Genomic DNA, 20,627 nt, shown 5'->3' on the forward strand with positions numbered 1-20,627 from the left:
TGTGACACAAAGGATTTTCCATGTTACGATCACTCTTTGACGGTATTACCGGTCTTCAATCACATCAAATTGCAATGGACGTTGAGTCTAATAACATTGCTAACGTTAATACGATCGGTTATAAATACTCACGTGCTAACTTTTCTGATCTATTAGCACAAACCAATCAAATTGCAACGGCTCCCCAAGGTGCTCTTGGAGGAAAAAATGCCGTTCAAGTTGGATTAGGGACAACCGTAAGTTCAATAACACGTATCATGTCTCAAGGGTCTATTCAAAATACCGATAAAAATACCGATGTCGCTATCCAAGGGGATGGATTTTTTATCGTCAGTTCCGATGGAGGAAATACCTATAAATATAGCCGTTCCGGAGATTTTAAATTTGATGCATCCGGAAATTTTGTCGATAATAATGGCTTTATCGTCCAAGGATGGGTGCGTGATGCCAATACCGGTCTCGTCGATTCTACAGCTCCAATCAGTAATATTCAAATCCCACCAGGGTTGACCACGCCGGCAAATGCAAGTACCGAAGTAGTCATCAAAGCCAACCTTAGTGCCAGCAGTAAAATAACCCAATATTCACCAACCTATGAAACTGACACCACCGGTGCTTTTGTCAATACCAATGGGGCACCTGTCGCTGCTGAAGATATGGGAATTATGTTTAATGGAAGCGGTACAGCATTCTCTCTCACTTCAGCAGCAAACGGTCCCGGAACCGGAGGTGATGGTATTTTTATCAGTACTGATGGTGGACAAACCTATGCAGAATTTCGTTATACCAGCAATATTGCCGATATCAATACTACCGGTACGGGTGCAGCCGGTGCAGCCACTTCACCATTACAAAGTGATGGTACTGCTTCCGTTAACGCTAATGTCTATTATTTCAATACAACCGAAGATTTTCGTGCAGCCGTTGCCAATTGGGCAAGCAGTAATGCCCTCAATGTTGGTGCCTCTCCGGGAGCAACAGTCAACTATAATAACCAAGGTAAGCTGCAAATTATGAACAATGGAACAGGGGCGACCAGTCTCAGTATCCAAGTTGCTGGAATTACCGATGCCGCAACAGCAAAAAATGATATCTTTACCTCTAATTTTTTAACACTCTCAGGAAATATTGCAGCAGGCTCTGCTTCATCTAAACAATCACAAGCCGTTAATGCCGCTACACACTCCGCCAGTATCGATGTGTATGATTCACTCGGAAGTAAACACACTCTCAAAGTTGACTTTCGTAAAGAATCCAGCAGCCCCACCAGTGGAACATCTTGGAGCTATTCCGTATCGGTCCCAAAACCGGCAGATATTGGGGGAGCAGCCCCTTATGAAAACATACTCAATCCAGCAGGTTTAATCTCTTTTGATACGGCAGGGGCATTGGCAGGGTACAATATTCCAGGGATCGATTTTACTGGGAATAACGGATCTACTCCCAATCAAGCCATTACTCTTAATTTTGGTAATATTAATAAATTTGATGGAATTACCAGTTTTGACAACCCCTCAACTACTAGCGGTATCTCTCAAGACGGTTATCCTGGTGGAGATCTCGTCGGTATCCGAATAGACCAAAGCGGAACACTTATAGGATCGTTTTCCAATGGTCGCTCCTTTGGTTTAGCTCAAATTGGAATGGCTAAGTTTTCAAATAACGAAGGGCTCGTAAGTGATGGAGGAAATGTTTATCTCCAATCGGCAAACTCAGGAGATCCAATCATCGGAACGGCGGCAACAGCAGGACGCGGGTTTATGCAATCTTCAGCACTCGAAGCATCCAACGTCGATTTATCTAAATCTCTTACGAACCTCATTATCATTCAACGTGGTTATCAAGCAAATGCAAAAACCATTACAACATCCGATACATTATTGGAAACATTATTAGGAATTAAACGATAATAGGAGATAGATACTCAGGATACACCTTCCTGAGTATGCTTTGGTCTTAAGGAGTTTGGAAGAATGAAAACTCCCCTTTGATGTGCTGCCATCAATTGGGATAAGTGTATTATGCACTCCTTTGGTAAACAAACGGTAATAACGCATTGTTTTAAACTCCGATTCGCTACACTTCTTATTATGAAAAAGCACTCCTCTAAAAAAAGACCTCGTACTACTACTCCCCCAAAACCACGTATCGATTACGCCCCGTTTTGGTCACGCGCTTTGGCATTTGGTACCGATATTTTTATGATCGGTTTACCTATAACCCTCCTAACAATGGCGTTGTTTGGTTACGATCAGATGCATACCGCCAGTGGTTTGGACGTTATTGTCAATGCTCCTAAAGCACATACCAATCCCCCAAATCCTATTGCTTCGATAGTGCAAATATCCTTATTTCTCATCACTTATGTTTGGTTATGGCACAAAAGTGGTCAAACACCGGGGAAAAAACTTGCTTCTATCCGTGTTATCGATGCTAAAACTTTTGGTAATGCCCCATATTGGAAACTAACGTTGCGTTTTATCGGTTATTTTATCTCCCTTATTACCCTCATCGGGTTTTTTATCGGTCTGTTGCGCAAAGATAAACGCTCCCTCCATGACCTCATCAGCGGCACCGCTGTTATTCGCGTTTCGTAAATCGTGTCCGCACTTATCGCCGCATTTTATTTTTTCTATTTCGCCCTAATAGGGGTACACGTTATTTTCATCCCTAAAATCCTCACCATGGTAGGGTATGATCCTCTCCATATCGGGATTATACTCGCCTCTGCACCGTTAGTCCGTTTTGCGATTCCGTTTCTATTTTTACAGGGATTCCAGCTCAATCAACGAACTTTTTTTACTGCTTTAGCATTGATGCTCATAGGTGCAGGTGGTTTTTATCCTGCATTAACTCATTTCTATCCTCTATTGGGGGTCAATATTTTATTTGGAATCGGGATATCTCTCGTATTACCCTACATCGAAGTGATTGCATTGGAGCATATCGGAAAAGAAAACTACGGCCGTATCCGTCTCTTTGGCTCATTCGGATTTATCGCGGTCTCATTGGTATTGGTCAAGTTTCTCACAGCACCCTATATCGGGATCGATTTTTTAATCGCTATGGCACTCCTTACCCTCACTTTCGGAGCATTAATCGGGAGTCAACAGGCCCATACCCCCGCAAACGAATGCTCTTCGAATGAGGAAGGGTGTACATTTTCTATTGTTGAACATATACCGCTTTGGATCGGGTTTTTCTTGATGCAGGTGAGTTTCGGACCGTTTTATAATTTTTTCACCATCTATACGACCGACCACGGGGTTTCATTGGATACTACCGTATGGCTTTGGAGTTTTGGAGTTATCGCTGAGATTATTATGTTCTATTTTCAAGGCAGATTGCTCCATCGCAATCTTAATGCCCTGCTATGGATAACGGCGGCTATTACCGCTTTGAGATGGCTTTTAGTTGCTCTCTTTCCCAATTCATTGTTTATATTGTTTGCAACACAAAGCCTTCACGCGTTTAGCTTTGCCCTCTTTCATACCGCTGCTATCAGTGTCTTATTTTCACTTTATAAGGCTCGCCGACTCTCACAACAATTTTTCTTTGGTATCTCTTATGGTCTTGGGGGGTTTATCGGAGCAATCGGGGCGGGAGTTGTCTATCAATACGCACCGACCTATCTTTTTGTTGCCGGTGCGATTGCCGCACTGGGAGCGACATTCGCATTTCGAATCAATAATCGTTAAATTGCTTCGCGCTTGACGTGAGTAACCATCTGAGGAAATGGAACGGTTATCCCATGCTCATCAAATTTGAGTTTAATCTCCTCCGTAACAGCAAACCGAACATCCCAATAATCCTCTACCAACACCCACGGACGTGCGTAAAGCTGAACCGAATTAGCACCTAAAGCCCCTACCGATACCATAAAAGCAGGTTCGGCAAGTATTTTCGGATGATTTTTAAATACCTCACTAATCACCTCTTTAGCCACTTTTAAATCGTCTTTATAATCGATATCAAATACCATATCGATACGACGGTTGCTTTTACCGGTGTTGTTAATAATATTTCCCGCGACGAGGGTTCCATTGGGGATAATAATCGTCCGATTATCTGCCGTTGCCAAGGTGGTTGAAAAGAGATTGATAACTTCCACCGTTCCATTGACTCCCGAAACTTCTATCGAATCACCCACTTTAAACGGCCTGAAAAAGATAATCAGTACCGCCGCACCGACATTGGCAAGGGTATCTTTGAGTGCCAAACCGATAGCCAACCCTGCCGCTCCGAAAATCGCGATAAACGACGACGTGTTAATCCCTAGATTACTCGCAGATGCTACCACTACGGCAATAATCAGTGCAACATAGACCACATTAGACGAAAACGAAATCAACGTCGCATCCACATGTGCCCGTTCCATCCCTCGGCGCATCAGTTTGATGATTTGACCTGCAATCCATTTTCCGATTAGGAAAATAGCAATCGCACCGATAAGTTTCAACCCGTATTCGGTCGCGAAATTAATAGCTATATCGGTGTAATGTTCCGCCTTGGTACTAATATGCTCTACATTTTGTTCCACTTTTTGCAACATCTATCTGTACTCCACTATCTGTTTTAGTTCTAACCGTTTTTGCTCACTCTGAGGATTTACCCGATACCCGAACGCACACATCACTGCTACACTGGAACCGTATTCGAGATCCAGTATCGCCTCCACTTCCTCTTTGTCAAACCCCTCTATCGGACAACTATCAATCTCCAGTGTTGCCGCATAGGTCATTGCGTTAGCAAGAGCGATATAACACTGTTTGGCTGTCCAGTTTTCGAGTAAAACTTCATCTTCTTCTATCGGAGTAAGATAGTTTTTATAGACACCCATATACATATCGACCGCTTCAGATGGGAGTCCTCGACGCTCAAACATTTTACGCACATAGGATGAATCACTTCGGACGATATCGTTATCAGTCGTAAAAATCACCAACTCAGAGCACTCAGTAATTTGACCTTGGTTCCAACACGCACTTTTGAGTGCCTTACGAAGATTCGGATTACGCACCACGATCACACGCCACGGCTCCATCCCAAACGATGAGGGAGAGGTTCGAATCACTTCTAAAAGAGAGTCAAACTGCTCGCTTGGTATCTGTTTTTCAGCATCAAACTGTTTACACGCGTGACGAAACGCCATTGCTTTTAAAAATTCGGACATATTAAGACTCCCGCTCGTCATTCCCGCGAAGGCGGGAATCTTGCTTTTCAATAATTTTCACCATTCTAACGTACATTTCATAATGGTCTGTTTCAAATTTTCCCAAAAGTTCGCGGTATTTATGATAATTTTTCCACGCTTTGAGAGAGGCTTCATGGCGTCCCCGTTTTACCAACTCAAAACTCACCGCCGCATTGATAAACCCCTTCCAAAGCTTCACCTCATCATTCTCCTCAAATCGACGGGAAAACCACAACGGTTCCAAATCCTCATGGGCATCGTAATAGCGCTCTTCTTCCAACGAAATAACAAACGCCTCACACGCGTGTGTTATCTCTGTTATATTCGCAAATTCTTGCGCCAATAGCCCCGTCCTCCCCGCAAACTAATACACACATGGTTCGGAAATTTGGCTCGAAACTCCCCTAGACGCTCTTTTGAAGATTTCCCCGTGTCGCAATAAAAGACGAATACACTCCCAGAGGGTTCAGCTTTGAGTAACGGCGGGGCGTAAAGGGTTGTTTGTGCACCATCGATAGGATTTAAAATCGTATCAATCAAGAGCACTTTCACCCCTTTTTCTTCTAACACCTGTTTGTTCCGTAAAAACTCTTCCTGTGTCCACTCATCGACATTTAAATCGATCATATTTCAATCCCATTATTATTTTAAGGTAGTGTATCCAAGCCTCAAAAAGATGCACCTTAGATTTTTTAGCTACACTTACGTTATGGCAAAGAAAAAGAAAAAAATGATAAAACTTAACCAATCCATCCGCCATTTTTTTGGCGATGAAGGATTTGATGAGGGTATTGAGCGCGTTCCGACCGAAACTCTTGTTGCACTCGCCCATGCCCTCGGTATTTTCGATGGGACGACCAAAAAAGAGCTTCTCGTCAAAACCTTTCGGCGGCTGTGGTCAGAGGGGGAGAGCGATAACCGTCACCTTGTCGTCGATTTTTTCACCCTAAACGGCAAAATCTATCCCAATCCGATTCCGCGTGAGAAACCTCATGAGAGGGAAGAGAAAATCGATGAGCTGTTTGATGCATTCGAGATGAGCCGTGATGAGAGGGTAGCACTGCACGCGGCGTTTTCAGATATCCGTACCCGTAAAATCACCTCTGATAAAATTGCTTCCAAACTCGAACACATCCGCTACATTCGCAAACGTGAATCTCTCGAAAAAGCGGTGGAGGGGAAATTTGATTACGATGATCGGTTGGAGTTTTATGCCTCTATCCTCTACGATTTAGGGGAGGAGAAATTTAGCAAAATCCATGTTCTTAAAACGACTGCATTGGATTCCACCCGTCTGCATGTTGAGAGTATTGATGCTCTCATACCCTATGTCACCGCTATCAAAGAGGAGTATACGGCGCAAAAACAGCTTCAAATTTCGACGTTTATTGCCTCGCTCAAACTCGATAACCACCGATACCTCACCCATAACGAGATTATCGCATCACTCAAAGGTGCCCCGCCTAGTAACACCAACACCTTTTACCCTCTCAACATGGAGACACTGGGGCGTATCCTCCCCTCTCATGCTATCGGGATAGAGTTTGTGGGAGAAGAGCTTCTCATCGAGTATCCGCAAGCAATTTTACTCCCTTATTATGATGAGCCGTTAGTCCATACAACCCACATTCAAATCTCTCACGCTGAGATTACCAAATTGATTTGGGATGAAGCCGATTTGGTCTTTGATGAGCAGTTTGAGATTCAAGGACACGAGCTCAAAGAGAACTTTTTACGTGAATTAGACCTCTTAGCCCAAGAGTGTCGTGAGCATGCAAGACTGCTCAACCTCAGCGATAATGCCCTCTATCCGATGATTTATGAGATTCTTTTGCCCTATCTGCATGAAAACCTCCATATCAGCTCCAAAGTAACCCGCCGTGTCTTATTCCACTTTGACCGTCTTATTAAAGACGAGCTCCTCAAAAAACAGCGTCAAGAGTTATTGGCGCGAACGGTACGTGATTTTAAAAATCTCTTCCCACTCGCACGCTCACTCCGTCGTCGTCTCATTTTTCATACAGGTCCCACTAACAGCGGTAAAACCTACAGCGCAATGGAGCAGTTGCGACGCGGTGGGACGGGCTATTATCTCGCCCCGTTGCGTTTGTTAGCACTGGAGGGGTATGAAGATTTAAAAGAGCACGGTGTGAACGCTTCGCTTATCACGGGTGAAGAGCAAATCGTCGATGAAGATGCCACCCATATCAGCTCCACCATCGAGATGCTCAGTTTTGAGAGTGAAGTGGATGTGTGCGTTATCGATGAGGTGCAAATGATCGGTGATCGTGATCGGGGATGGGCGTGGGCGAATGCTATCATTGGTGCCCCTGCTAAAACCGTCATTATGACCGGCTCCTCCAATGCACTCGAAGCGATAGAAGCACTCGCTCATTATTTGGGTGAACCTCTGGAGATTGTCCGTTTTGAGCGAAAGAATCCCCTCGAACTCCTCACACAACCCACTCCGATTACCGCCATCGAGCCTCAAAGTGCCATTATCGCCTTTACCCGCTCCAACGCGCTACGTCTCAAGCAACAACTCTCTGCGACCTATCGCACGAGTATCATCTATGGTAATCTCGGACCCGAAGTGCGTCGTGAAGAGGCACGCCGTTTTCGTGACGGTGAGACACAAATCCTCATCGCCACCGATGCTATCGCGATGGGGTTAAATCTCCCGATTAAAACATTGTTGTTTTCCAAAGCGGACAAATTTGACGGTCAAAACCAACGTGATCTCACCGTGAGTGAAATGCAACAAATCGCGGGACGAGCGGGGCGTTATGGGTTGAGTGAAAAAGGGTTTGTGGGGGCTCTCACCGGTGATGTTCTCAAAAAAATTGCACCGCTCTTTACGAAAAAAGCCGAAGATATCACGATACCGTTCAACGTCATGGCGTCGTATGATCATATCCAACTCGTTTCAAGCATTCTCGAAGAGAAGTCCCTCTCCAACATCATTAACTTTTTCGTCGAAAATATGAAATTCGAAGGACCGTTTCGGGCGGTCAATCTTGAATCGATGGCAGAAGCGGCCGCTATCGTCGATCATTATGACCTCGATATGAAGAGTAAATACATCCTCGCAACCGCACCGCTCTCTACCAAATCCCCTATCGTCATGGGTGCTTACGAGCGATATGTCAAAGCGTTAGCTCAAGCGAAACCGATTGCCTACATCCCTCCGCGTCATGGGGGAACCTATGCGCAAACCAGCGAAGAGCTCCAAGATGCCGAAGATCAGATAAAAGAGATTAGTTTGTATTTATGGTTGTCGTATCGGATGGGGGAATTTTTTGTTGACAGCGAAAAAGCGCGTAGTTTCAGAGGAGAGCTTAACCGTTTTATCGAAACCTCTCTCAAACAAAGCCATTTTGTCCCCCGTTGTAAAACGTGCGGAAAACCTCTCGCACCAAACGCAGAGTTTAGCATCTGTCAAAGCTGTTTTCACAACCTCAACCGTGCTAAACAAGGAGTTAGAGATAAACGCGATTCACCGCGAGAAGCTGGAGGAGCAAGAAAAACACGACGCTAACATTTGTCGTTATGCTCCGGAAAGTAAATCTGAATATTCGTATGTCGAAGTGTTTAAAAAAATCTTATCATCGCGAACGATAAAACGACCATCACCCTTCTCTACTGCTTTTCTAAATCGTCGTTTGATATTCTTTTTGATACTCTCTGGATAGCGCTTGAGTTTTAAAAATGTTTTGAGAGGAATCCACTCATCACTAATGGACGGCACAAGAATAATATCGGCATTAATTGCCTCTTCTATCTCTTTACTCTCCCCCATCGCCTCTTGCATCACCTGATCTTCATTCACATGAGAGAGAAACTTCGTCGCAACCACATTCAAAATATTACGTAATTGAGCATCACGCTCTTTGTAGATTTGCTCCACCGTTATCCGCTCATCGATGAGCATCTGCTCACGCTGATCACGAAGGCGTGTCGTCTCTTTCTCTAAAACGTCCACTTTTTCACGTAATCGCTCGTTCTCTTGTTCGATATATTGGGTATAACGATTATCAATCACACTGTTACTAGATGCTTGATTCCCCTTAGCAGACTCTACGGCAACAAATTTAACTCCGTTCTCTACGATACAATCCAAACTCCCTCGACGAATCCGATTGTGGATAGCCTCTTTAGAGACATTAAAATACTCTGCGGCATCGGCTATTGTCATTTTTTTCATGATTTTCCTTGCTTGTGTAACATTTTGATAAACGAATTCACCATACCCATATCCAAATGGGTGCTAAACTCCCTCTTCATAAGCCCTAACGCTTCAAACGAGCTCATAGGATCTTTATAAGAACGCTTGGTAGAAAGGGCATCAAACACATCACACACCCCGATAATTCGGGCAAATTTACTAATTTGATCCCCTTTGAGGTTATCAGGATATCCACCACCTTCCAACCGTTCGTGATGGTGACGTATACCCGTCAGTATCCGCTCGTCCGTAATCCCCAGTTTCAAGGCAATAGTATGCCCCTCTGAGGGGTGACGTTTCATCTCTTCAAACTCCATATCGTCCAAACGACCGTTTTTATTGATGATGTTGTAATCAACTTTGCTTTTACCGATATCATGAAGAACCGCAGCGGTACCGAGAGTTTTAAGCTCATCCCCCGTAATCCCCATAAATGAGCCCAAACTGATTGTGTAAATACTCACATTGATGGAGTGGGTGTGAGTATAATAATCGTGTGCCGTAATCTGCATCAACGATTCAACCGCATTTTGATCGTGCAAAACGATATCGATAAATCCACCGACTAGCGGCTGAATTTCCTGAACATTGCCAAGCGCTTCGGGGTTATGAAACATATTGTTCATCACTTCGGTCGCTTTTTCATAGACTATTGCCGCTTTCTCTTCGGTAGGGATATCACTCCGCGCGGCAATGTGCTGAATATGGCTGTCCAGATAGAGTTGATAAGCTGGGTGATCGGAATCTTTAACATAGAGTTTTTCGATTCCTCGCAATGTTACTTTCATATCCGACGTAATATTGCTTCCCGTTTCGATTAAAAGGATCATTTTCGTCTTGGTTTCATTGGGATAAAACAACGAAAAATCGAGAATTTCTCCCTCGGTAATGATTCTTTTATCAATAATCAAATAACGGGATTTTTGCGACATAGTGCTACCGGAAATTATCAAATACGAGAGGGGCATCCCACTCGAGTGATTTTATGTGCGCCATAATCTTTTGAAGTTCATCAATCTGTTTCGATTTGATACGGATATGTTCCCCTTCGATTTGAGCATTTGCTTTGGTTTTAAGATTTTTAATCTCCGCCATAATCTTTTTAGCCTCTTTGGCTTCGATGGTATCGACTACTTTATAGGTCGCTTTTCGAGACCCGCCACTTGCGTCTTCGGTTTTGAGCTCTTCGAGGGCTTTAGAGGAGAGACCGCGCTTTATAAGTCTTCCAATCACAATATCTTTTAGAGCATCGAGTTTGTTATCGCTTGATGCGAGGAGGATGAGTTGTTTCTCTTTTTCACGGTAATTGATTTCATAGGTGATTCCTTTGAAATCATACCGTCCGATTACCTCTTTTTCAGCTTGGGCAATCGCGTCTTTAAACGCTTGGAGATCGATTTTTGCGGAGATGTCGAGAGAGTGTTCTGATGCCATACTAAAATCCTGTTATTTATTTATTGTACACGCCAAACGAACAAAGTCCGTTTTGGCTACGCTAACGCTATGTTTCACCCTATGGGCACTTCGCCTTCGGCAGGAAGCCCACGTACGCATGCGTACTTAATTTATAACATTAGTATAACACAAATTGATTTATTCATCATTTCCGCGTAGGCGGAAATCTAGCTTATAGATACTTTATTTAACTGGATTCCCGCCTACGCGGGAATGACAGCGATTAAAACATTGGTGAGCCAAAATCCAAACCGCCACCAAACATCGATTCCATATTTGGATCGCTATACCCCATCATCCCACTCTTCGTCCGTAACATTCGGATATCTTGTGCAGGGGCAATATTTTGGGGACAGACGGGGACACACTCTCCGCAGAGAGTGCAATCCCAAATCCCGTTTGTTTGTACTGCCGCTATTTTGTCATCACTGTTTTGTTCACGAGGATCATTCACATACCGCCAAACACGAGTGAGAGCAAAGGGACCGATAAAATCAGGATTGACAGAATACACAGGGCAAGCACTAAAACACGACGTGCACAAAATACAATCGCTTTGCGTCTCAATCTGCGCCATTTCATTACTACTCATCTTTTCGTTTATAGAGGCTTCATTCCATGCCAAACCTATTCGATTAAAACGCTCCACGGCAGAACTATCGACCACTAAATCACGTATAACACGCGCATTACGAATCGGTTCAACTATATCCCCATCGCTTGGTTTGTATTCACACATCAGTTGCTCGCGTCCATTCACTCGGACAGCACAGCTTCCACATACACCGCTTCGGCATCCATGTGAATAGGTGAGAGTCGGATCTTGCTTTGTTTTGATATGATTGAGAATCGTTAATAATGTCGCATTCTCTAACTCGACGTTATAAGTTTGTAATTCCCCATTAGTCGAACGCTGTATTGAAATATTCATCAATCACACCACTCTTTCTCATACTCTTCATCATCATCGTCTTCCTCGTTCCCAAGCTCTAGCTTGGGAATGCAAACTGGTACTATACACTCCCAAGCTGGAGCTTGGGAGCGAGAGGACAAGCTCACCACGAACGGTTGTTTCACTGCATAAAATCCACGCATAGCACTCCACCTTCTTTCCATGTTATTGTATGAGCTCCGAACATTCGATCATTCCGCACTGGGGCATCACTGCGATAATGTGCCCCCCGACTCTCGACACGACTAATCGCACCGACAACAATAATCTCAGAGAGCTCAATTTTATTTCCAAACTCGATAAACTCGACCAGATTGGTATTGCAAATTTTCGACTTGTCACGCGGTCCCATAAACGGCAACTCTTTCTGCATCTGACGAATCGCCCCAAGCACCGCCTTAAGCCCCATATCCTCACGTACCAGTCCTACGTTGTTATAAAAGATATTCGCTAACATCTCTTGTTTTTGATAAAAATCGATTTGGTTCGTAAAATACATCACCCCTCGGATAAAGTTGGTATCTTTGGCTAACTGGCTGTTTTCCACAGTAGCGACAGGATATTTATTTCCAAATTCAACTGCGCTTCGTCCGCATTCGCGCCCAAACACGACCAATTCCAAAAGCGAATTACCCCCCAAACGGTTAGCACCGTGTGTTTTGTGATTGGCACACTCACCGACGGCAAACAACCCCTGCACACTGCTCATACACTGCGTATTAACCTCGATACCCCCCATACTGTAGTGGGCAGAGGGTTTAATCGGAATCAATTCATGAACAGGATCAATCCCCTCATAAATCTGTGCTAACTTTCGCTCTTGTGGGAGTTCATGAGTGATAAATTCCTCTCCCAAATGGCGAATATCGAGATAAACAGCTCCACTTTTAGCTATCTCATCGTGGATAGCACGTGCCACGACATCACGTGGAGCCAACTCATCGGTAAAACGCTCTTTGTGTGCGTTTAGCAAATATCCCCCCGCACCGCGCGCACTCTCACTAATCAAAATCGATGAGCCTTTAAGTGCTGTGGGGTGAAACTGGATAAACTCCATATCGGCTAAACGCGCCCCCGCACGTACTGCCGCCGCTAATCCATCCCCGCTCGCCTGCACCGAATTGGTCGAGTGTTTACCGTAAAGATTTCCATACCCGCCCGTAGCAAGGATAACTGCATCGGCACGTATCTCTTCCACTTCACCACTCTCGATGACGAGAAACGTAGCCCCTAACACGCGGTTAGTCTCTTCATCGACGACTAGATTGAGTAAAAAACGGTCATTTTTAAATACAATTCCCGCTTTTAGAGATTGGTCATACAACGTATGGAGGAGTTTTAGACCCGTGTAGTCCTGCGCATAACACGCTCGCGGTGAGCTTGCACCACCAAGTCGTCTACGTGCTATTTCACCCGATTCATCACGGCTAAAGGGCAATCCTATACTGTTACACCAACGTACCGCTTCGGGAGCACTCTCGCACATAAAAGCGATTCGACTCTCATCCCCCAATCCGGCAGAAGAGTTGAGGGTATCGGAAATATGATCTTCGATTGCGTCGTCTAAGCCCAAAACCGCATTCATCCCCCCCTGTGCCATCGAGGTTTGGGAACGGGTCGGAAGGGTTTTGGAGGCGACAATCACCTCTGCACCCGCTTCATGAGCTGAGAGTGCACTCACCAATCCTGCACCGCCACTCCCGATAATCAATACTTTCGCCATAGCAAGACTCCTTAATGTTGCGATTGTACCTAACAAACTTTAGCACTCACTCAAAAAGATTGACTAATTTTTGGATAAAATAAACAATGCAAACTTTATTCTCAATTATGGGTATTTACCTCTTTATCGCTGTCGGTTTTGGTGCCAAATGGAGCTTCAAAGAAAAAATCGACGACCGTACCATAACATTGCTCAGTATCTATTTTTTACAGATTTTTCTCACCTTTTGGGGATTGCTCAAACGCCCTATCGATACGGAACTGCTCTTTGCCCCTGCACTGTATTTGGGAATTTCCCTTTTAGCATTGCTACTAATGATTCCTCTGGCGAAAATATTTTTTCATAACCCTAAAGAGCGCTCCATTGCTACCGTCGCCGCATTAATCGGCAATACTGGAAATCTCGGTATCCCCTTGGGAATCGCCCTTTTTGGAGAGCAAAGCGTCCCCTATCTCACCCTCATCAATCTGATGAATGTTTTTGTCGTCTATACCATCGGAGTCTTTTTTTATTCACGCGGAGAGTTCAGCGTACGAGACTCTCTCATAAATATCCTCAAACTCCCCGTCCTTTGGGCGGCGATGGTAGCCATCATCCTAAACCTAGCGGGGTATCATCCTAGTGCGGCAGTGGATAAAACATTAATGATGGGGGCATACGCCTCGATGACGATGCAGTTGGTACTGTTTGGGATTTATCTCTATGGGATTCAACTACGAGAGATCAATATGCGTCTAAGCGGATGGGTAATATCTACAAAATTTCTTTTAATACCGTTGATGACATTTTTTATATTGCAACATATCGCAATGGATCCGATGGTCAAAGGGCTTTTGTTTTTGGAGCTGTTAGTCCCCCTAGCGGTAGCGAATGTCAATCTCGCATCGCTCTATAACTGCTCACCTAAAACGGTTACGGTACAAGTGTTTATCACCTCTGTACTCTTTTTAGGGATTGCGTTTGTACTCCCTACACTGTTAAAAATGTTTTGATATTCCCTATCGTCGCATCAATCAATCGTTCCCGTGCTTCACGCGACGTCCACGCGATATGAGGCGTGATATAGAGACGCTCAGGGTGTTTGATTGCCAAAAGAGGGTACGGTGTTTTCATTGGCTCTTTCACTAACACATCCAAACCGACAAAAATCGGTTTCACATCGATAATGACCGAGAGGGCATCTTCATCCACGATTCCACCCCGACCGAGGTTGAGCAATAGTGCACCGTCTTTCATCTGCAACAGTTCGGAGTGGGAGATGAGATTTTCGGTCGATGGGTTGAGCGGTGCGTGAATCGAGATAACATCGCTGTTTTCAATCAAACGGCTGAGTGTCGTTTTTTCATACTCGCTGTTCTCATTTTTCCCCGACGTTGAGTAATAACAGACGTTTGCCCCAAAAGCTGACGCGATTTTCGCCACATTCCGACCGATTTCCCCTAATCCGATTATCCCCCATGTTTTTCCACGCAGTTCACTGAATGAAGGACCGATATGTGTAAATACCGCCTCCTTCTGCCATGCTCCGCTTTTGACATACTCATCATAATAGCGACTATGCCCCATCAGGTAAAAGAGGATTGAAAAAGTGTGTTGCACCACCGCATCGGTCGAATACCCCGCGACGTTTTTAACACTGATTCCACGACGTTCCGCCGCCTCATGATCGATGTTATTCATCCCCGTTGCAGCGACACAGATGAGCTTGAGATTAGGTGCCGATTCCATCACGGTGTCGTTAATAACCACTTTGTTTGTAACAATTACATCTGCATCGCGCACACGCTCCACCGTCTCATCAGCAGATGTCGTTTGATAAGTTGTTACATCCCCTAGAGAATCAAATCCTGCTAACGAGGTATCACCGTAAGTTAGTGCATCTAAAATTACTATTTTCATATATTCTCCGTCATCCTCGGACTTGATCCGGGGATCCATCTTTATTTTTTTAGCTGGATTCCCGCCTACGCGGGAATGACGAGTCTATGCATCCTTAATTTTCTGAATCAATTTCTTCGCTTTTTTAAGCGCTTTATTCACTTTATCAAACACCAACACCACTGCCATACGTCGTCCGACGTGTGCTTCAGGTTTTCCAAACACTCTCACATAGCTGTTAGTATCAAACAACTCATCCGCAACATCAATCACCGGTTCGTGAGACTCCACGGTCGATTTGAATGCCGCACTGGCACCATCACCGTAGAAGATAAATCCAAGAGGCAATCCGAGCACAGCTCGTACATGGAGAGCAAACTCGCTTTGGCTTTGGGTAATCAGCGTTACCATCCCCGTATCGTGCGGACGTGGGCTCACTTCACTAAAATAGACCTCATCGCCAGCCACAAACAGTTCTACCCCAAACAACCCTTTGCCGCCCAAACCATCTGTTATTGCTTGTGCGATTTTTTGAGAGCGTTTAAGTGCTTTTCGTGACATCTCCATCGGTTGCCAGCTGTAGATATAGTCACCATCTTTTTGAATATGTCCGATTGGCTCACAAAATACGGTCTCACTTCCGTTACGAGCGGTGAGCAAAGTAATCTCATAATCAAATCGGATAAACTCCTCGACAATCAGCTCACTCGCATCCCCACGCGCCTCTTTGGCGATCTCCCATGAGCTCTCCAAATCAAATGGACTGTGAGCGATACTTTGACCATGTCCTGAGCTACTCATAACGGGTTTGATAACACACGGGAACCCAACATCCTCCGCAGCAGCGCACATATCCTCATAGGTACTCACAAAATGGTAACGGCTTGTTTTAAGCCCTAGCTCTTCTGCTGCAAAACGGCGGATATTTTTACGGTTCATGGTTTTGTTGACCGCTTCAGCATTCGGGATGACACAAAACCCCTCCGCTTCAGCCGCGAACAACGCATCGATGCTAATTGCTTCAATCTCTGGGAGAATATAATCGGGTTTCTCTTCACGGATAATTTTGAGCACCGCCTCTTTATCTTGCATATTGACTACATGAGAGCGATTCGCAACCAAATGTGCCGGAGCATGAGCATAGCGATCCACGGCAACCACTTCGATCCCCAAACGCTGTGCTTCTATAGCTACTTCTTTACCGAGTTCACCCGAACCCAACAACATGATTTTTTTGGAATTATTTTTAAGTGGTGCGCTGAAAAGCATGAAATAGCCTTGTGCAAAATTTATACCACGAAGTTTATCATAGGGTTAGTAAAGGTTTTGTTAGTAGAGAATAAAAAAAGGGGAAAAATGAGAGGGTGTAACTCAAGCGCCGAAGCGCAAGAAATTACAGGCGAGATTCGTAACGTCGCATCATATAGAGACGTTTTAACATCTTCTTGCGAGCGCTGATTTTGAACTGTTTACGTTTTTCGGTCTCAGTAACGTGGTTACGACGAGCACGAGCTTCTGTAACAACCAGATTACGATCTGTTTGTTTTTTGAAACGACGGTATGCAGCATCAAAATTATCATCTTGGCGTAAGATAATACCAGGCATCTACAATCACCTACTTTCTATTTAAAATTTTCGAACTGCAATTATAGCGTAACTTCGCGGATAAAAGCTATCTTTTAGCCTAAGATAGGTTATCATTTAGATTATAGTCATTATGGAGTTTCAAATGAACCCACGAATAGTGTTGATGTGGTTAATATTTGTCGGAATGATGATCCCACCAATCGCTTGGGTATTTCTGGTTTTCTTTTCTCATCTTTTCACATTTGATGAGTTAGTTTCGATACTGGTATCCATCCCCATGGCTCTTTACATGCTCGTTGCTACTTCGATTATGATTGTCGGTTTTAACCGCACTCTGACAAAAATCGAATTTCTTATGAAAACACCTCATAAACACGAAGATGCTGCCGCCATTATCTCCCGATTGCCCTATTGGTTTTTGTTGGGAGAGTTACTCTATACGTTTTTAGGTCCTACCGCCGTCCTTGCGGGAAAATCTTTTATTACGATTGAGCGATTCGGTCTTGCCCAGTTTGCAGTACTACCGCTCCTTTTGCTTTTTATTATCCCTATTTTTATCTTGTTTGTTATTCGTCTCGAAGAGTGGGTAACCGTTATCCCATTGAGCGAACGCTACCCTTTTATCTCTTTTGGGAAAAAAATGGTCCTTTCTATCTTTACCACCATCCTCGGTAACATTGTTTTACTCGTTTTACTCAATACTATTTTGCTCTATTCTATCCCCCATCTTGATCTATCGACCCTTGTAATCAAAAATATCATTACCGCCCTCGTAGGAATTACCATCTCTGCACTTAACATGACCCTCCTCGTAGCCCAAGTGACCCGCCCGATAAAATCACTGACCGATAACCTGAAAACTAATCTTTTTGATCTAACCAAATCATTTCGAGGATTTACACGCGACGAAACAGGGGTAATGATGAGTACCCTCAACCGTTTTATTTCTGAGATGGAACAAGCAATTTCGCAATCCAAAACCATATCAACAACCAATTTAGATGTTGCTAACAATCTAGGGAATATCTCAAATAGCATTAAAGATCGTGTTTATAAAGAGAATGAGCTCGTTACAACCACCACCAAAAATGCCCACTCTATCCAAGTAATCGTCGATCAGGGGGTGGAAGATTTTGCCCTTACCCAAGTAAATGTCAGTATTGCGTTCGACCAACTCCAAAACAGCCGTCATGAGCTTGAAATATTACTCCAAACGATTAGCCGTAGTTCAGAGCTCGAAGAAGATTTAAGTTACAAACTCCAACAGCTCAATACTGAAGCCTCCCAAGTTCAACATATCCTTCTCGTTATCGGCGATATTGCCGATCAGACGAACCTCCTCGCCCTCAATGCCGCTATCGAAGCGGCTCGTGCGGGGGAACACGGTCGAGGATTTGCCGTCGTTGCCGATGAAGTACGCAAACTCGCCGAACGTACCCAAAAAAGTCTCGTCGAGATAAACGCTACTATCAATATAATCGTCCAAAGCATCTCCGAAGCAACCGATCAAATGAAACACAACAGCGAATCGATGGGGCATGTCACCGATATATCGCATACCGTTGATCAAAACATCAACGAAACCGTCAAAGCGATGGAAAAGACGGCTGAACTTACCGATGCCAGTGTCAAAAACTCTAAAATCATCGCCGAGCATATCGATTCTATGCTCACTCAAATCGAATCCATCAACACCCTTGCCACACTCAATGAAACTTCTATGCACGAACTCTCAGAGATTGCCGATTCGATTGAACACTCCGCGAACACTCTTTATCAACAGTTGGGACAATTTAAGACACATTAATAAAGCCCTCTTTCGCTAAAATACACTTATGATAACTCCTGACTCCATTGAAGCCCTCAAAGGGCGTCTTGATATTGTCGATGTCGTAGGCTCCTACGTTGAACTCAAACGTTCAGGGTCTAACTTTAAAGCACCCTGCCCATTCCACGACGAAAAATCGGCGAGCTTTATGGTTAATCCTCAGCGTCAACGTTACCACTGTTTCGGGTGCGGTGTCGATGGAGATTCGATCAAGTTTACGATGGAGTATGAAAAGCTGAGCTACCCCGAAGCGATTGAAAAACTCGCCTCTTCGGTCAATTTTACCCTCCACTACACCGACAATAATGAACGTCGTGAACGTTCAAACCTCCTCGACACCCTCAACGGATGGTATCAAAAACTCCTAGGGGAAAACCGTACTGCTTCTGCCTACCTTAGCGATCGGGGAATCTATGCCTCTAGTATCGAAAAATTCGGTATCGGCTATGCCCCCACTTCGCCCGAAACGCTCCGATTTTTAGAGCACCATAAATTTAGCTCCGAAGAGTCCATCACCCAAGGGGCAATCGGCAGAGGGGATGATGGGCGACTTTTTGCCCGTTTTATCGAACGTATCACATTCCCTATCCACTCCAATAGTGGAGCGATAGTCGGTTTCGGCGGGCGTACCATTACGGGGCATCAGGCAAAATACGTCAACTCCTCTCAAAGTGCCATTTTTAATAAATCACGCCTCCTCTACGCCTACCATCTAGCGCGCGAGTCGATCTACAAACACAAAGAGATCATCGTCACCGAGGGGTATTTGGACGTGGTGATGCTCCATCAAGCAGGATTTACCCATGCCGTCGCTACGCTTGGGACAGCCCTCACCAGCGAACATCTTCCGACGCTTCGTAAAGGTGAACCGCGCGTCCTCGTCGCGTACGATGGAGACAAAGCGGGACAAAATGCGGCATTCAAAGCCTCTAAACTTCTCAGTGGCGGGGGGTTTGATGGGGGAGTTATCCTCTTTAGCGGCGGGCTTGATCCTGCCGATATGATTAAAGAGGGGCGTATAGAAGAGCTCAATGCCCTCTTGCACCGTCCCATCCCCTTTATCGAGTTTGTTATCACCCAAACCATCGGTGGATACAATCTTAGCGATTCCCACGCCAAAGAATCGGCAATGCACGAGATTATCGCGTATCTCAAAACCCTCTCACCACTGATGCAAGAGGAGTATCGAACGTTTGCCGCATCCCGATTGGGGATTTCACCCTCACTCATACGTCTTAACCAACCCGCATCCTCTACAACCACCCAAAAAATAAATTTCTCTCATCACGATATTTGGGAATTGAGCCTCATTAAAACGATTTTAGATCGCCCTGCTATTATCGATTCTCTCCTCGATTTTATAGATGCCTCTTTGTTTCAATACCATAGCAATGAATTTCTATCGGCGATTAATAACCGTGATGATCCCCGATTGGGAGCACTACTGATGGACGAACGGATCCATATTTTTGATGGGGATGAGGCGATTCGCGCAGAGCTTATCACCTTCTTAACCCACTATTACAATCGTGAACTCAAAAAAATTGCCAGTGAAAATTCGGTATCATTCGATAAAAAATCGTATTTAATACGTCAGATACGGGATAAAATTGCTCGATTAAAACGGGGTGAACTCGTACCGCTCAGTTAGACTATAGTCTAGTAATTAATTCCCATGATCCAACACCTAGAGCTGTTCCGGAGGCAGTAGTGCCGAGAGGAACATAGCGTTTTTGGATCATGGTATGCTCTTTTGGTACTTTTCTGGCTAAACAGAAAAGTAC

At 44.5% G+C, this 20,627-nt stretch carries 19 protein-coding genes; 7 read left to right on the top strand and 12 right to left on the bottom strand.

Annotated features, from left to right (window positions below):
• Positions 1-20 precede the first annotated feature (20 nt).
• The 3 genes from PHC76_RS07065 (at position 21) to PHC76_RS07075 (ending at position 3,698) form a co-directional block, all read left to right on the top strand.
• Positions 21-1,910, top strand: coding sequence for a flagellar hook-basal body complex protein (locus tag PHC76_RS07065; RefSeq protein ID WP_299969971.1), 1,890 nt, complete (start codon positions 21-23; stop codon positions 1,908-1,910).
• Between the two features lie 180 nt (positions 1,911-2,090).
• Entirely contained in the window at positions 2,091-2,597 is a 507-nt protein-coding gene (locus PHC76_RS07070; RefSeq protein ID WP_299969972.1) for an RDD family protein, read from the top strand.
• Positions 2,598-2,600: 3 nt separating this feature from the next.
• Positions 2,601-3,698, top strand: a complete 1,098-nt coding sequence (locus PHC76_RS07075) for an MFS transporter (RefSeq protein ID WP_299969975.1) — start codon at positions 2,601-2,603, stop codon at positions 3,696-3,698.
• Here the strand turns inward: PHC76_RS07075 and PHC76_RS07080 are convergent.
• The 4 genes from PHC76_RS07080 to PHC76_RS07095 are packed head-to-tail and all read right to left on the bottom strand — an operon-like array spanning position 3,695 to position 5,821.
• Positions 3,695-4,552 (bottom strand): mechanosensitive ion channel domain-containing protein, encoded by an 858-nt coding sequence (locus tag PHC76_RS07080; protein WP_299969978.1) that lies wholly within the window; start codon positions 4,550-4,552, stop codon positions 3,695-3,697. The genes PHC76_RS07075 and PHC76_RS07080 overlap by 4 nt on opposite strands.
• Complete coding sequence (locus PHC76_RS07085) at positions 4,553-5,173, bottom strand: NAD(P)H-dependent oxidoreductase (RefSeq protein ID WP_299969981.1); 621 nt, start codon at positions 5,171-5,173, stop codon at positions 4,553-4,555. It abuts the gene before it with no gap.
• Position 5,174: 1 nt separating this feature from the next.
• Complete coding sequence (locus PHC76_RS07090) at positions 5,175-5,537, bottom strand: DUF309 domain-containing protein (protein WP_299969984.1); 363 nt, start codon at positions 5,535-5,537, stop codon at positions 5,175-5,177.
• Entirely contained in the window at positions 5,513-5,821 is a 309-nt protein-coding gene (locus tag PHC76_RS07095) for a hypothetical protein (RefSeq protein ID WP_299969987.1), read from the bottom strand. The genes PHC76_RS07090 and PHC76_RS07095 overlap by 25 nt, the downstream gene beginning before the upstream one ends.
• 82 nt (positions 5,822-5,903) lie before the next feature.
• On the opposite strand from PHC76_RS07095, the gene PHC76_RS07100 reads away from it, so the two are divergent.
• Entirely contained in the window at positions 5,904-8,732 is a 2,829-nt protein-coding gene (locus tag PHC76_RS07100) for a helicase-related protein (RefSeq protein WP_300209901.1), read from the top strand.
• 9 nt (positions 8,733-8,741) lie between these two features.
• On the opposite strand, the gene PHC76_RS07105 is transcribed toward PHC76_RS07100, so the two are convergent.
• The 5 genes from PHC76_RS07105 to PHC76_RS07125 form a co-directional block, all read right to left on the bottom strand.
• Positions 8,742-9,398 carry a DNA-binding protein gene (locus PHC76_RS07105; RefSeq protein WP_299969994.1) on the bottom strand — a complete coding sequence of 219 codons (657 nt, stop codon included), beginning with the start codon at positions 9,396-9,398 and terminating at the stop codon, positions 8,742-8,744.
• Positions 9,395-10,351, bottom strand: a complete 957-nt coding sequence (locus PHC76_RS07110; protein WP_299969998.1) for an HD domain-containing phosphohydrolase — start codon at positions 10,349-10,351, stop codon at positions 9,395-9,397. The genes PHC76_RS07105 and PHC76_RS07110 overlap by 4 nt, the downstream gene beginning before the upstream one ends.
• Positions 10,352-10,355: 4 nt before the next feature.
• Positions 10,356-10,853: a YajQ family cyclic di-GMP-binding protein gene (locus PHC76_RS07115; RefSeq protein ID WP_299970000.1), complete on the bottom strand. Its 498-nt coding sequence runs from the start codon at positions 10,851-10,853 to the stop codon at positions 10,356-10,358.
• A gap of 244 nt (positions 10,854-11,097) precedes the next feature.
• A complete protein-coding gene (locus tag PHC76_RS07120) occupies positions 11,098-11,805 on the bottom strand; it encodes a 2Fe-2S iron-sulfur cluster-binding protein (RefSeq protein ID WP_299970003.1) in 708 nt (235 codons plus the stop codon).
• Positions 11,806-11,947: 142 nt separating this feature from the next.
• Entirely contained in the window at positions 11,948-13,549 is a 1,602-nt protein-coding gene (locus PHC76_RS07125; RefSeq protein ID WP_299970005.1) for an FAD-binding protein, read from the bottom strand.
• A gap of 86 nt (positions 13,550-13,635) precedes the next feature.
• Here PHC76_RS07125 and PHC76_RS07130 point away from each other — a divergent pair, with 86 nt between their 5' ends.
• Positions 13,636-14,541 carry an AEC family transporter gene (locus PHC76_RS07130; RefSeq protein ID WP_299970008.1) on the top strand — a complete coding sequence of 302 codons (906 nt, stop codon included), beginning with the start codon at positions 13,636-13,638 and terminating at the stop codon, positions 14,539-14,541.
• Here PHC76_RS07130 and PHC76_RS07135 read toward each other — a convergent pair.
• The 3 genes from PHC76_RS07135 to rpsU form a co-directional block, all read right to left on the bottom strand.
• Positions 14,519-15,448, bottom strand: coding sequence for a D-2-hydroxyacid dehydrogenase (locus PHC76_RS07135; protein WP_299970010.1), 930 nt, complete (start codon positions 15,446-15,448; stop codon positions 14,519-14,521). The two genes, PHC76_RS07130 and PHC76_RS07135, sit on opposite strands and share 23 nt — an antisense overlap.
• Positions 15,449-15,532: 84 nt before the next feature.
• The gene (gene purT, locus PHC76_RS07140; RefSeq protein ID WP_299970013.1) at positions 15,533-16,696 is read right to left on the bottom strand and encodes a formate-dependent phosphoribosylglycinamide formyltransferase; all 1,164 of its coding nucleotides are present in this window, start codon (positions 16,694-16,696) and stop codon (positions 15,533-15,535) included.
• A 124-nt stretch (positions 16,697-16,820) separates the two neighbouring features.
• Positions 16,821-17,033: a 30S ribosomal protein S21 gene (gene rpsU, locus PHC76_RS07145; protein ID WP_037946308.1), complete on the bottom strand. Its 213-nt coding sequence runs from the start codon at positions 17,031-17,033 to the stop codon at positions 16,821-16,823.
• A 124-nt stretch (positions 17,034-17,157) separates the two neighbouring features.
• Between rpsU and PHC76_RS07150 the strand changes: the two genes are divergently transcribed.
• Together PHC76_RS07150 and dnaG are read left to right on the top strand one after the other, a co-directional pair.
• Positions 17,158-18,822: a methyl-accepting chemotaxis protein gene (locus tag PHC76_RS07150; protein WP_299970022.1), complete on the top strand. Its 1,665-nt coding sequence runs from the start codon at positions 17,158-17,160 to the stop codon at positions 18,820-18,822.
• A gap of 28 nt (positions 18,823-18,850) precedes the next feature.
• A complete protein-coding gene (gene dnaG, locus PHC76_RS07155) occupies positions 18,851-20,494 on the top strand; it encodes a DNA primase (protein WP_299970025.1) in 1,644 nt (547 codons plus the stop codon).
• Positions 20,495-20,627 lie beyond the last annotated feature (133 nt).

This window comes from Sulfuricurvum sp., from assembly GCF_028710345.1.
GTDB lineage: Bacteria > Campylobacterota > Campylobacteria > Campylobacterales > Sulfurimonadaceae > Sulfuricurvum.